Source organism: Pseudomonas sp. Tri1 (assembly GCF_017968885.1).
Classification (GTDB): domain Bacteria; phylum Pseudomonadota; class Gammaproteobacteria; order Pseudomonadales; family Pseudomonadaceae; genus Aquipseudomonas.
The window spans coordinates 5,894,277-5,906,986 of sequence record NZ_CP072913.1 but is presented as its reverse complement, the minus strand read 5'-3'; the positions used below and the strand labels follow the sequence as shown (position 1 = coordinate 5,906,986).

Sequence of the window (12,710 nt, the reverse complement as noted above, 5' to 3'; positions counted from 1 at the left end):
CGATCAGGCTTTCGAGGCGCGCTGGCTCATTTTGCTGCGCACCAGGCTGATGATCATCGGCAACAGCGACAGCAGGATGATGCCTACCACCAGCAGCGACAGGTTCTGCTTGATGAAAGGGACGTTGCCGAAGAAGTAGCCGAGGGTGACCAGGCCGCCGACCCAGAGGACGGTGCCCAGGACGCTGAAGCCGAGGAAGCGCAGGTAGTTCATTTTGCCCACGCCGGCGACGAAGGGGGCGAAGGTGCGGATGATCGGCAGGAAGCGCGCCAGGGTCACGGTTTTGCCGCCGTGTTTGTCGTAGAAGTCGTGGGTTTGCTGCAGGTAGTCGCGGCGGAAGATTTTCGAGTTGGGGTTGCTGAACAGTTTTTCGCCAGCGGTGCGGCCGATCAGGTAGTTGGTGCTGTCGCCGAGGATTGCCGCCAGCATCAGCAGGCCGGCCAGCAGCAGTGGGTCCATGGCGCCACCGGCGGCTACGGCGCCAGCGATGAACAGCAGGGAATCGCCTGGCAGGAAGGGCGTCACCACCAGGCCGGTTTCGCAGAAGATCACCAGGAACAGGATGGCGTAGACCCAGGTGCCGTAGTTGGTCACCAGCATATCGAGGTAGACGTCGAGATGAAGAATGAGGTCGAGGGGGTTGAAATCCATGCGAAACACCTGTGGTGGCGGCCCGACTCGGCAGGCTGATGGGGCTGGCTTTGAGTATGGCTACAGAGTGTGTAGCTTTTTCTTACAAGCCGGGAAGAGCGGCATTATACGGTGAGGATTGTGAAGCGCGTGTTGAGTTTGTAGCTAGGGATGTCGGGGGACGCGGAGCGTCCCGGGCTGCATTCCCACGCGGAGCGTGGGAACGATCGGTGCGCCACAAGGTTTTACCCGGCCGCAGGGAGGGGGTTATTGATCGTCCCCACGCTCCCGCGTGGGAACGCCGCCAGGGACGCTCCGCGTTCCGCTTTTGGCAGTCCGCGGTAATCCGGTCAGATCCCTTCGCTGATCGGCAACACGTAGTTCTTGAACTCGGTGTCTTCCTTGAAGCCAATCGACTCGTAGGTTTTCTGCGCGACTTCGTTGTTGCTGCTGGTGGAGACGCGCATGCGTACGGCGTTGGTTTCCTTGGCCATTTTTTTTGCGGTGCGGATCAGGTTGTCGGCCACCAGTTGGCGGCGGGCGTCTTCGGCGACGTAGATGTCGTTGAGGATCCACACGCGCTTGAGCGACAGCGACGAGAAGCTTGGGTAGAGCTGGCAGAAGCCCAGCAGTTTGTTGTCGTCGTCATCCGGCAAGGCCAGGTAGATCACCGATTCCTTGCGGCGCAGGCGTTTTTCGAGGAAGGCTCGGGACGAGTCCGGGTAGGGCAGTGAGCCGTAGAATTCCCGGTACTTGACGAACAATGGGGTCAGCAGGTCCAGGTGTTCCAGGGTCGCTTGGATAATCCGCATGGTAGGTCTCGTCTGCAAGGGTCGACAGATATTCAGACAACAACTTCGCGCTGCCGTGCTTTTGATGCTGCCTGAAAGCGGATCAAAAACGCAATCGGATAAACGGATCAGCTTTGGGGCGGCGTCAGTAGGAAGTTACCTTTCATATCGGCGGTATTTTCCGAGTCTAGAGTTTGTAGCTGGGCTTCGTCCTTCAGATTGACCCCCGAGAGCTGGCGGCGACAGGCCTCGCGCATCAAGTAGACCAGGCGGTGAGCGGCCATGCCGTAGCTCAGGCCTTCGAGGCGGACGTTGGAGATGCAGTTGCGATAGGCATCGGTCAGGCCGACCTTGGGGTTGTAGGTGAAATACAGCCCCAGGCTGTCGGGGGAGCTGAGGCCGGGGCGTTCGCCAATCAGGATCACCGACATTTTTGCACCGAGCCGCTGCGCCACTTCATCGGCCACCGCCACCCGGCCTTGTTCCACCAGGATCACGGGCGACACTGACCAGCCGTCAGCGGCGGTCTGTTCTTCCAGCCGCGCGAGAAACGGCAATGTATGTCGATGCACCGCCAGCGCTGACAGGCCATCAGCGACGACGATGGCCAGGTCCACGCCGCCGGGATGGGCCGTTGCGTAGTCGTCCAGGATTTGTGCGGAGCTCTCGTCGAGCCGTCGGCCCAGGTCCGGGCGCTGTAGATAGCTGTGACGGTCGCTGGCGGCGCTGTGGAGCAGCAGGCTTTCGCGGCCGCGTTCAGCCAGTTGCGCACGAATCCCTTGGTGATCGAACGCCAGGTGCACCGCATCGCGGGCCTGGGCGTGGGCGTATTGGAAGTCCAATTGCGCCTGGGTCGGCAGGCTGGTGCCGGTGCGGCCCAAGGCGATGCGCGCCGGGGTCAGGCGGCGCAGTTCCAGCCAAGGGTTTTGTGGATCGACAGGTTTGTTATCCATCGGCAGCTCACTTATCCCAAATGTGCTAAGGCGTGACGAAACGCCGGAGGCAGGTTGTCGCCAAACCGCACCCGACCATCGGCCTGGGTGAAGATGCCCATGTTCGCCAGCCAGGTTTCGAATTCCGGTGCCGGTTTCAGGCCCAGGGTCTGGCGGGCGTAGAGGGCGTCGTGGAACGAGGTGGTCTGGTAGTTGAGCATGATGTCGTCGGAGCCGGGGATGCCCATGATGAAGTTGATCCCGGCCACACCCAGCAGGGTCAGCAGGGTGTCCATGTCGTCCTGGTCGGCTTCGGCGTGGTTGGTGTAGCAGATGTCGCAGCCCATCGGCACGCCCAACAGCTTGCCGCAGAAGTGGTCTTCGAGGCCCGCGCGGATGATCTGTTTGCCGTTGTACAGGTATTCCGGGCCGATGAAGCCTACAACCGTATTCACCAAGAATGGCTTGAAATGCCGTGCCACGGCGTAGGCCCGGGTTTCGCAGGTCTGTTGATCGACGCCGTGGTGGGCGTTGGCCGACAGTGCACTGCCCTGGCCGGTTTCGAAATACATCAGGTTGTTGCCGAGGGTGCCGCGATTCAGGCTCAGCCCGGCGTCGTAGCCTTCCTTCAACACGTTGAGGTTGATGCCGAAACTGGCGTTGGCCGCTTCGGTGCCGGCGATGGACTGGAACACCAGGTCCAGGGGCACGCCACGGTTGGCCGCTTCAATGGAGGTGGTGACGTGGGTCAGCACACAGCCCTGGGTGGGGATGTCGTAGCGCTGGATGATGGCGTCGAGCATTTCCAACATGGCGCAGATCGACGCGGTGCTGTCGGTGGCCGGGTTGATGCCGATCATGGCGTCGCCGTTACCGTAGAGCAGGCCGTCGAGAATGCTCGCGGCGATGCCGGCCGGTTCGTCGGTGGGGTGGTTGGGTTGCAGGCGCGTGGACAGGCGCCCGCGCAGGCCGAGGGTGCCGCGGAATTTGGTGACTACGCGGATTTTCTGCGCCACCAGCACCAGATCCTGCACGCGCATGATCTTCGACACGGCGGCGACCATTTCCGGCGTCAGCCCCGGAGCCAGCGCCCGCAGGCTTTGTTCATCAGCTGCGTCGCTGAGCAGCCAATCGCGAAAGCCGCCGACGGTGAGGTGGCTGACGACGGCGAAGGCCTGTTTATCGTGAGTGTCGACGATCAGCCGGGTGACTTCGTCGACCTCGTAAGGAATCAGCATTTCTTGCAGGAAATGGCTGAGGGGCAGGTCAGCCAAGGCCATTTGCGCAGCTACCCGCTCACCATCGTTGAGCGCCGCGACTTCGGCCAGGAAATCCCCGGAACGCGCCGGGCTGGCCTTGGCCATCAGCTCTTTGAGACTGTCGAAGCGATAGGTCTGGGCGCCGACGGAATGGGCGAATGCGGCCATGGGGCGGTGTCCTCCTGGTTCTCTAAATAACTCAACTACAACCCGTAACCTTGTGGGAGCGAGCTTGCTCGCGATAGCGGTGTGTCATTCAACACATGTGCCGGACGTAAGACCGTTATCGCGAGCAAGCTCGCTCCCACAGGGGGGCGGTGTGCACTTTTAAATGGCAGGCACCGAGCCCTCAGCCCGGCGCCGGTGCAACTTTCAGATACCTGTGAGCATAGCGTCCGCCGGTGCATCGGAGCGTTGCTTGGCGGTCAGTTGGAAATACAGGTAGCCGACAATCATGAAACCGAGGAACACCAGGCCGATCACGGTGTTGAACCACGCCATCGCCACCAGGCACACCACCGCCAGGAACAAGGCGATGCCCGGTACGATCGGGTAGCCCGGGGCACGGAAGGTGCGCTCCAGGTTTGGTTCGGTCTTACGCAATCTGAACAGGCTGAGCATGCTGATGATGTACATCACGATGGCGCCGAACACCGACATGGTGATCATCGCAGCGGTCAGGGTCATGCCTTGCAGGTTGACCAGACCATCGCTGTAGATCGCCGCGATGCCGATTACGCCACCAGCCAGGATCGCCCGGTGCGGGGTCTGGAAGCGCGAGAGTTTCGCCAGGCCACGGGGCAGGTAACCGGCCCGGGCCAGGGCGAAGAACTGCCGCGAGTAGCCGAGGATGATCCCGTGGAAACTCGCCACCAGGCCGAACAGGCCGATCCACACCAGCATGTGCATCCACGTTGAGTTGTTGCCGACCACGGCCTTCATCGCCTGGGGCAGCGGGTCGTTGATGTTCGACAGGGTGCGCCAGTCACCGACGCCGCCGGCCATGACCATCACGCCAATGGCCAGGAACACCAGGGTCAGGATACCGCTGACATAAGCGCGGGGGATCGTGCGTTTCGGGTCCTTGGCTTCTTCGGCGGCCATGGCCGCGCCTTCGATGGCGAGGAAGAACCAGATCGCGAAGGGGATCGCCGCGAAAATACCCGGGATCGAGGCGAGGCTGAATTCATTGGAGCCGGCCCAGCCGTTGAGCACGAAGTTGCTGAAGCTGAAGCCCGGCGCGACCACGCCCATGAACACCAGCAATTCGGCGACCGCCAGCACGGTGACCACCAGCTCGAAGGCTGCGGCGATGCTGACGCCGAGGATGTTCAGGGTCATGAACACGATGTACGCGCCAACCGCCGCGAGCTTGGGGTCCAGTTCCGGGAATTGCACATTGAGGTAGGCGCCGATGGCCATGGCGATGGCCGGGGGCGCAAAGACGAATTCGATCAGCGTGGCGATCCCGGCGATCAGCCCGCCTTTCTCACCAAAGGCCCGTCGGCTGTAGGCAAACGGCCCGCCAGCGTGAGGAATCGCGGTGGTCAGTTCGGTGAAACTGAAGATGAAGCAGGTGTACATCAACGCCACCATGAGCGCGGTGACGAGAAACCCCAGGGTCCCTGCGGTGCCCCAGCCGTAACTCCAGCCGAAGTACTCGCCGGAAATCACCAGGCCGACGGCGATGCCCCATAAATGCAGGGTGCCGAGTGTGGGTTTGAGTTGGGTGGTAGAAGTCATAAGTCCTCTCTGTCTTTTTTATTGTTTGATCTGTTGGACTTTCGGGTTTGTTGTGGAGCGGGCACGCAAGGCTCATGCCAGAGCGGTGGGACAGTGTTTTGATGTTGTCAGTGAGGGCGCCATCGCGAGCAAGCTCGCTCCCACAGTGGATCTATGCCAACCCTGGAAAAGAGTTATCCACAGATCCCTGTGGGAGCGAGCTTGCTCGCGATAGCTATCTAAAGGGCCAGGCAAGATACCTGTGCCTGGCCCCAGGGTTTAGAAGAACCCCAACGGATTGATGTCGTAGCTCACCAGCAGGTTCTTGGTCTGCTGATAGTGGTCGAGCATCATCTTGTGCGTCTCACGACCCACGCCGGACTTCTTGTAGCCACCGAACGCGGCGTGCGCCGGGTACAGGTGGTAGCAGTTGGTCCACACGCGCCCGGCCTTGATCGCCCGGCCCATGCGGTAGGCGCGGTTGATATCGCGGGTCCACAGGCCGGCGCCGAGGCCGAACTCGGTGTCGTTGGCAATCGCCAGGGCTTCGGCTTCGTCCTTGAAGGTGGTGATGCTCACCACTGGGCCGAAGATTTCTTCCTGGAACACACGCATTTTATTGGTGCCCTTGAGCAGGGTCGGCTGGATGTAGTAACCGCTGGCCAGGTCGCCTGCGAGTTTTTCCACCTTGCCACCGGTCAGCAGCTCGGCGCCTTCGCCCTTGGCGATTTCCAGGTACGAAAGAATCTTGTCGAATTGCTGTTCGGACGCCTGGGCGCCGACCATGGTGTCGGTGTCCAGCGGGTCGCCGCGTTTGATCTGCAGGACTTTGTTCATCACCACTTTCATGAACTCGTCGTAGATCGATTCTTGCACCAGGGCGCGGGATGGGCAGGTGCAGACTTCGCCCTGGTTGAAGAACGCCAGCACCAGGCCTTCGGCTGCTTTTTCGATGAAGCTCGGCTCGGCCTGCATGATGTCTTCGAAGAAGATGTTCGGCGACTTGCCGCCCAGTTCCACGGTGGACGGGATGATGTTCTCGGCGGCGCATTTCATGATGTGCGAGCCGACTGGGGTAGAACCGGTAAAGGCGATCTTGGCGATGCGCTTGCTGGTCGCCAGGGCTTCACCGGCTTCTTTACCGAAGCCTTGCACCACGTTCAGCACGCCGGGCGGCAACAGGTCGCCGATCAACTCCATGAGCACGCAGATGCCCAGTGGGGTTTGCTCGGCTGGCTTGAGCACCACGCAGTTACCGGCGGCCAGGGCCGGGGCGAGTTTCCAGGCGGCCATCAGCAGCGGGAAGTTCCACGGGATGATTTGCCCGACCACGCCCAGCGGTTCATGGATGTGATAGGCCACAGTGTTGCCGTCGATCTCGGCGGCGCTGCCTTCCTGTGCCCGCAGGCAACCGGCGAAGTAGCGGAAGTGGTCGGCGGCCAGGGGGATGTCGGCGTTGAGGGTTTCGCGCACGGCCTTGCCGTTGTCCCAGGACTCGGTGATCGCCAGCACTTCGAGGTTGGCTTCGATGCGGTCGGCGATTTTCAGCAGGATCAGCGAGCGGGCCTGGGCCGACGTGGCGCCCCAGGCATCCGCGGCGGCGTGGGCGGCGTCCAGGGCTTTTTCGATGTCTTCGGCCGTGGAACGCGGGAATTCGGCAATGGGCTGGCCATTGACCGGGGAAGTATTGGTGAAGTACTGACCTTTGACAGGCGCGACGAACTCGCCGCCGATGTAGTTACCGTATTTGCTCTTGAACGAAACGATAGCGCCTTCAGTACCGGGGTGAGCGTAACGCATGATGAGTTCTCCTTGGCTTTTGTGCTTATAAGGGAGCCGCGCAAAATTGAGCGCCGGTAATTAAGCCTAGAGCAAAGGTTGGGCCATTGCCTTGCAGGGCCCGTAAATCAAGACTTTAGGAGGAGTTCGTCGGACAAACGGATGCGCTGCGTGACGATTGCGATACAGCCGGTGTGACAGTTTGTGCCATAGGCGAGACAGTCTGTGACTGTCAGGTCGCGCCAGCATTGCAAAGGCTGTTGGGCTGGAGGATGCTGAGGGCCGCTACCCTCGGGGAGAACAATAAGAAATGCACAGCAACCACTTGAGTCGCCATGCCCAACAAGTCCTGACGGTCACCCAGGGCAAGGCCCACCTGCAGGGCCCCGGCAGCGATCCGTCGATTGCCCGTTCCTGGCTGCGCTGCCTCGAGGACTATCACCTCGACCCGGCCCAGAACCTCGCGCCGACGGTGCTTGAGCATGGCCGGGTGCTGGAAAGCCGCGAACGCCTGCAACAGGTGCTGCACATCGCCGGCAGCGAAATGACCAGCCTCCATCAGCAACTCTCCGGTGCCGGCCACGCGGTGCTGCTGACCGACGCCCGGGGCGTGATCCTCAACTGCGTCACCGCCCCCAGCGAGCGCAAGATTTTCGAACGGGCCGGGCTCTGGCTCGGCGCCGACTGGAGCGAAGCCTGCGAAGGCACCAACGGCATCGGCACCTGCCTGGTGGAACGCCAGGCCCTGACCATCCACCAGGAAGAACATTTCCGTGGCCGCCACACCGGCCTGACCTGCTCGGCCAGCCCGGTCTTCGACCCCCAGGGCGAGCTGCTGGCGGTGCTCGACGTGTCTTCGGCCCGCCCGGACGTGTCGCGCCAGAGCCAGTTCCACACCATGGCCCTGGTCAATCTCTCGGCGAAGATGATCGAGAGCTGCTATTTCCTGCGTTGCTTCGACAACCAATGGCTGCTGCGTTTTCACCTGCAAGCCGAGTCCGTGGGGCTGTTCAGTGAAGGGTTGCTGGCGTTCGACGGCGAAGGGCGGATCAGTGCGCTCAACCAGAGCGCGCTCAACCTCTTGGGGCATATTCGCGGCAGCTTGCTGGGCCAACGGGTGGAAGACTTTTTCGATTGTTCGCTGGACGAGTTGCTTGGCCGCGCCAGCGTAAATGCCAGTGCGAGCTGGCCGTTGCGCACCCGTGACGGTCGGCATTTGTTCGCTGTACTGCGTGGCCAGCCACGTAGCGTGCCGGTGCCGGTCGCTCCGCTGCTCAAGGCCATCGAGCCTGCGCGGCTGCCGGGCATCTGCCTGGGGGATGCGGCGTTGCAGGAGCATTTTCGCAAGGCGCTGCGGGTGTTCGAGCGCGATGTGCCGCTGCTGATCCACGGCGAAACCGGCTCCGGCAAAGAAGCCTTCGCCAAGGCCGTGCACCACGCCAGCCAGCGTGCCGGCAAGCAATTCGTCGCGCTCAACTGCGCGGCCATCCCGGAAAGCCTGATCGAGAGCGAGCTGTTCGGCTATCGCGGCGGCAGCTTCACCGGCGCACGCAAGGAAGGCATGCGCGGCAAGCTGCAACAAGCCGACGGCGGCACGTTGTTCCTCGATGAAATCGGCGACATGCCCCTGGCCTTGCAGACCCGTTTGCTGCGGGTGCTGGAAGATCGCCAGGTGGTGCCCATCGGCGGCGAGCCCGAAGCGGTCAACGTGCGCATCATCAGCGCCACCCACCGGCAATTGTTGGAGCGGGTGCAGGACGGCAGTTTCCGCGAGGATCTGTACTACCGCCTCAATGGCCTGGAAATCCCGCTGCCGGCGTTGCGCGAGCGCAGTGACAAGTCGCAGTTATTGGATTTCTTGCTGGCCGAAGAGGCGGGCACCGAGACGGTGACCCTCGACGAATCGGCGCGCCAGGCGTTGCTGGGCTTCGATTGGCCGGGCAACGTGCGGCAGTTGCGTAATATACTGCGGACCCTTGCTGCGTTGTGCGACGGCGGGCGGATTGGCTTGGAGGACTTGCCGGCGATGATTCGCCAGCGTCCGGTTGCAGTGGTTGAGGCGGTGGCAGAACGGCCACTGGAAGATGCCGAGCGTGTGGCGCTGCTCGATGTGCTGGAGCGCCAGCGCTGGCACATGACCCACACCGCCGAACAACTGGGCATCAGCCGCAATACCCTTTACCGGAAGCTGCGCAAGCACGCCATTGCCCGCTGAACCGCGTCGCGGGCATTCGCGAGCAAGCCCGCTCCCACAGTTGACCGAGTTCTTGCAGAAGGAATGCGGTTGAATGTGGGAGCGAGCCTGCTCGCGATGACGGTGGCACATCCAACATCGCCGCAAACTGACCCACCGCTATCGCGAGCAAGCTCGCTCCCACAGAGGATTTGCGGTGTTCTGATGGTTGCAGTTCTAAACACAAGGTGCGATTTCCCCCTCCCTACGCTAACCTGCGGCCATGTTTTACGAGGTCGACTATGCACATTCATATTCTCGGTATCTGCGGCACTTTCATGGGTTCGATGGCCGTTTTGGCCAAGGAGTTGGGTCATCACGTGACCGGTTCCGACGCCAACGTCTACCCGCCGATGAGCACGCAGCTGGAGGCCCAGGGCATTGAGCTGACCCAAGGCTACGACCCGGCGCAGCTGGACCCGGCGCCGGACCTGGTGGTCATCGGCAACGCCATGTCCCGTGGCAACCCAGCGGTGGAGTACGTGCTCAACAAAGGCCTGCCGTACGTGTCGGGCCCGCAGTGGCTGGCCGATCACGTGTTGCAGGGCCGTTGGGTCCTGGCCGTGGCCGGCACCCACGGCAAGACCACCACCAGCAGCATGCTCGCCTGGGTGCTGGAGCACGCGGGCATGAGCCCGGGCTTTTTGATCGGCGGCGTGCCGCAGAATTTCTCGGTGTCGGCGCGCCTGGGCGGCACGCCGTTCTTCGTGATCGAGGCCGACGAATACGACAGCGCGTTTTTCGACAAACGCTCGAAATTCGTCCACTACCGTCCGCGCACGGCGATCCTCAACAACCTTGAGTTCGATCATGCGGACATCTTCCCCGATCTGCCGGCCATCGAGCGACAGTTCCACCATTTAGTGCGCACTATTCCGAGCGAAGGCCTGGTGATTCACCCGACCACCGAACCGGCCTTGCAGCGCGTCATTGAAATGGGCTGCTGGACCCCGGTGCAAACCACCGGCGCGGGCGGGCAGTGGCAGGTCAAGTTGCTCAAGGACGACGGCTCGCAGTTCGAAGTGATGTTTGAAGGCGTGTCCCAGGGCGTGGTCGAGTGGGACATGACCGGCCAGCACAACGTCGCCAATGCCCTGGCGACCCTGGCGGCGGCCCGCCATGTTGGCGTGGTGCCGTCCATGGGCATTGCCGCGTTGAGCGCGTTCAAGAGCGTGAAACGGCGCATGGAAAAAGTCGCCGAGGTGCGCGGCATCACCATCTACGACGACTTCGCTCACCACCCGACCGCCATCGCCACCACCCTCGACGGGCTGCGCAAGCGCATCGGTGACGCGCCGCTGATCGCGATCATCGAACCGCGCTCCAACTCCATGAAACTCGGTGCTCACCGCGACGGTCTGCCGGAAAGCGTGGTCGATGCCGATCAGGTGATCTGGTACGCGCCGGCCAACCTCGGCTGGGACTTGGGGGCTACGGCTGCGTTGTGCACAGTGCCATCGATTGTCAGCGATTCCCTGGAAGGCATCATCGAGCGCGTGAAAAGCCAGGCCCAGCCCGGCACCCACGTGGTGATCATGAGCAACGGCGGCTTCGGCGGCTTGCACGGCAAGCTGGCCGAGGCACTGAAATGAACGTTCACTTGCAGGGCAATGGCCCCGAACGCATCACGCTGGCGATGACCGGTGCTTCCGGCGCCCAGTACGGCTTGCGTCTGCTCGATTGCCTGGTGCGCGAAGACCGCGAGGTGCATTTCCTGATCTCCAAGGCCGCGCAACTGGTGATGGCCACCGAGACCGACGTGACCCTGCCGGCCAAGACCCAGATGATGCAGGCCTTCCTCACCGAATACACCGGTGCGGCGGCGGGGCAGATTCGTGTGTACGGCAAGGAAGACTGGATGTCGCCGGTGGCCTCGGGCTCCGGTGCCCCGGCGGCGATGGTGGTGGTGCCGTGTTCCACGGGGACGCTGTCGGCGATTGCCACCGGCGCTTGCAACAACCTGATCGAACGGGCTGCGGACGTCACGCTCAAGGAGCGCCGCCAGTTGATCCTGGTGCCGCGGGAAGCGCCGTATTCGAGCATTCACCTGGAACACATGCTCAAGTTGTCGAACATGGGCGTGACCATCCTGCCGGCCTCGCCGGGCTTTTATCATCAGCCACAGACCATCGACGACCTGATCGATTTTGTGGTGGCGCGGATTCTCAATCTGCTGAATATCCCCCAGGACATGCTGCCGCGTTGGGGCGAGCACCATTTGAGCAGCGATGAATAAGCTCCTGATGCTACTGCTGGCGCTGCAACTGACCGGCTGCGCCACCGCCCGCACCCTCGACGCCGCCAAGCCCGGCGCGCCGGTGGTGTACGCGGGAACGCGCCTGGACCTCTACGCCCTCAATGGCGGCTGCTGCGCCAAGGACCGCTTCGGTGCCGAGGCGCCGAGCTACCCAGGTATTGACCTGCCGGGTAGCGCGCTGCTGGATACCTTGTTGTTACCGTTGTCGTTGTTTACGGCGATAGGTGTGGGGTTTCAGGCGACGGGTGGGATGTAGCAACACCATAGAACCCTGTGGCGAGGGAGCAAGCTTCCTCGCCACAACAGCCGGTGTGGTGCCTTCAACATGGAAGCAAGCTGATCTACCGCCATCGCGAGCAAGCTCGCTCCCACAGGTGATCGAGTTTCTTCAGAAGAAATGCAATCCCTGTGGGAGCGAGCTTGCTCGCGATGGCGCCCGATCAGGCGCTACAGAATCATTTGCCGAGCTTGCGCAACTCATCCGACTCCACCACCCGCACCCCATCCTGCTCTTCCAGCGCCAAACGCCACATGGCGCGGGCCAGTTGGCAGGCTTCGATGCCGTGGTACTTGCCGGGGATCAGCTTCGACAGCGGCCCGGCCAGTTGCTCGGCCAGGCGCGGTTCGGCGCGTTCGCCCAGCAGCAGGGAAGGGCGGCAGATAGTCAGTTGTGGCCAGCCCTGGGCCTTGAGCGCGGTTTCCATTTCGCCTTTGACCCGGTTGTAGAAAATCGATGACTTCGCGTCAGCCCCCAAGGCGCTGATCACGATCAAATGCCGCGCGCCCAGTTCCCGGGCGCGTTTGGCAAATGCCACGACCAGGTCCAGGTCCACCGCGCGAAAGGCTTGTTCAGAGCCGGCTTTCTTGATGGTCGTGCCCAGGCAGCAAAAGGCGATGTCCACCTGGCCGCTGAGTTGTGGCAGCACCTGGGCCGGTTCCCCAACCGGGTTTTCCAGGTGTGGATGCTCGGCCAGTGGCCGGCGTGAAGGCGCCAATACGCGGGTGATGGTCGGCTCGTTGAGCAGCCGATCCAGCAGGTGTTCACCGGTCAACCCGGTGGCTCCGGCGAGCAAAACATGCTGAGGCGTCAAGTACATGGTGTTTCCC

11 protein-coding genes are annotated in these 12,710 nt (G+C 62.3%); 4 read left to right on the top strand and 7 right to left on the bottom strand.

Annotation, left to right across the window (positions count from 1 at the left end):
• Positions 1 to 3 precede the first annotated feature (3 nt).
• From J9870_RS25725 to J9870_RS25700, 6 genes are all read right to left on the bottom strand, one after another.
• Entirely contained in the window at positions 4 to 651 is a 648-nt protein-coding gene (locus J9870_RS25725) for a DedA family protein (RefSeq protein ID WP_210641240.1), read from the bottom strand.
• A 329-nt stretch (positions 652 to 980) separates the two neighbouring features.
• Positions 981 to 1,442, bottom strand: a complete 462-nt coding sequence (locus tag J9870_RS25720; protein ID WP_025569618.1) for a GNAT family N-acetyltransferase — start codon at positions 1,440 to 1,442, stop codon at positions 981 to 983.
• Positions 1,443 to 1,549: 107 nt separating this feature from the next.
• A complete protein-coding gene (gene eutC, locus J9870_RS25715) occupies positions 1,550 to 2,374 on the bottom strand; it encodes an ethanolamine ammonia-lyase subunit EutC (RefSeq protein WP_210641238.1) in 825 nt (274 codons plus the stop codon).
• An 11-nt stretch (positions 2,375 to 2,385) separates the two neighbouring features.
• Positions 2,386 to 3,780 (bottom strand): ethanolamine ammonia-lyase subunit EutB, encoded by a 1,395-nt coding sequence (locus J9870_RS25710; protein ID WP_210641236.1) that lies wholly within the window; start codon positions 3,778 to 3,780, stop codon positions 2,386 to 2,388.
• A 204-nt stretch (positions 3,781 to 3,984) separates the two neighbouring features.
• Positions 3,985 to 5,355, bottom strand: coding sequence for an ethanolamine permease (gene eat / locus J9870_RS25705; protein ID WP_210641235.1), 1,371 nt, complete (start codon positions 5,353 to 5,355; stop codon positions 3,985 to 3,987).
• A gap of 258 nt (positions 5,356 to 5,613) precedes the next feature.
• Positions 5,614 to 7,134 carry an aldehyde dehydrogenase family protein gene (locus tag J9870_RS25700; RefSeq protein WP_210641233.1) on the bottom strand — a complete coding sequence of 507 codons (1,521 nt, stop codon included), beginning with the start codon at positions 7,132 to 7,134 and terminating at the stop codon, positions 5,614 to 5,616.
• 289 nt (positions 7,135 to 7,423) lie between these two features.
• Between J9870_RS25700 and J9870_RS25695 the strand changes: the two genes are divergently transcribed.
• The 4 genes from J9870_RS25695 (at position 7,424) to J9870_RS25680 (ending at position 11,859) form a co-directional block, all read left to right on the top strand.
• A complete protein-coding gene (locus J9870_RS25695) occupies positions 7,424 to 9,328 on the top strand; it encodes a sigma-54-dependent Fis family transcriptional regulator (RefSeq protein ID WP_210641231.1) in 1,905 nt (634 codons plus the stop codon).
• 260 nt (positions 9,329 to 9,588) lie between these two features.
• A complete protein-coding gene (mpl, locus tag J9870_RS25690; RefSeq protein WP_003205915.1) occupies positions 9,589 to 10,938 on the top strand; it encodes a UDP-N-acetylmuramate:L-alanyl-gamma-D-glutamyl-meso-diaminopimelate ligase in 1,350 nt (449 codons plus the stop codon).
• Positions 10,935 to 11,582, top strand: a complete 648-nt coding sequence (ubiX, locus tag J9870_RS25685; RefSeq protein ID WP_210641230.1) for a flavin prenyltransferase UbiX — start codon at positions 10,935 to 10,937, stop codon at positions 11,580 to 11,582. Before mpl ends, ubiX begins: the two co-directional genes overlap by 4 nt.
• Positions 11,575 to 11,859: a YceK/YidQ family lipoprotein gene (locus tag J9870_RS25680; protein WP_210641228.1), complete on the top strand. Its 285-nt coding sequence runs from the start codon at positions 11,575 to 11,577 to the stop codon at positions 11,857 to 11,859. Before ubiX ends, J9870_RS25680 begins: the two co-directional genes overlap by 8 nt.
• A gap of 199 nt (positions 11,860 to 12,058) precedes the next feature.
• Here the strand turns inward: J9870_RS25680 and J9870_RS25675 are convergent, their stop codons facing one another.
• Entirely contained in the window at positions 12,059 to 12,700 is a 642-nt protein-coding gene (locus J9870_RS25675; protein ID WP_210641226.1) for an oxidoreductase, read from the bottom strand.
• Positions 12,701 to 12,710 lie beyond the last annotated feature (10 nt).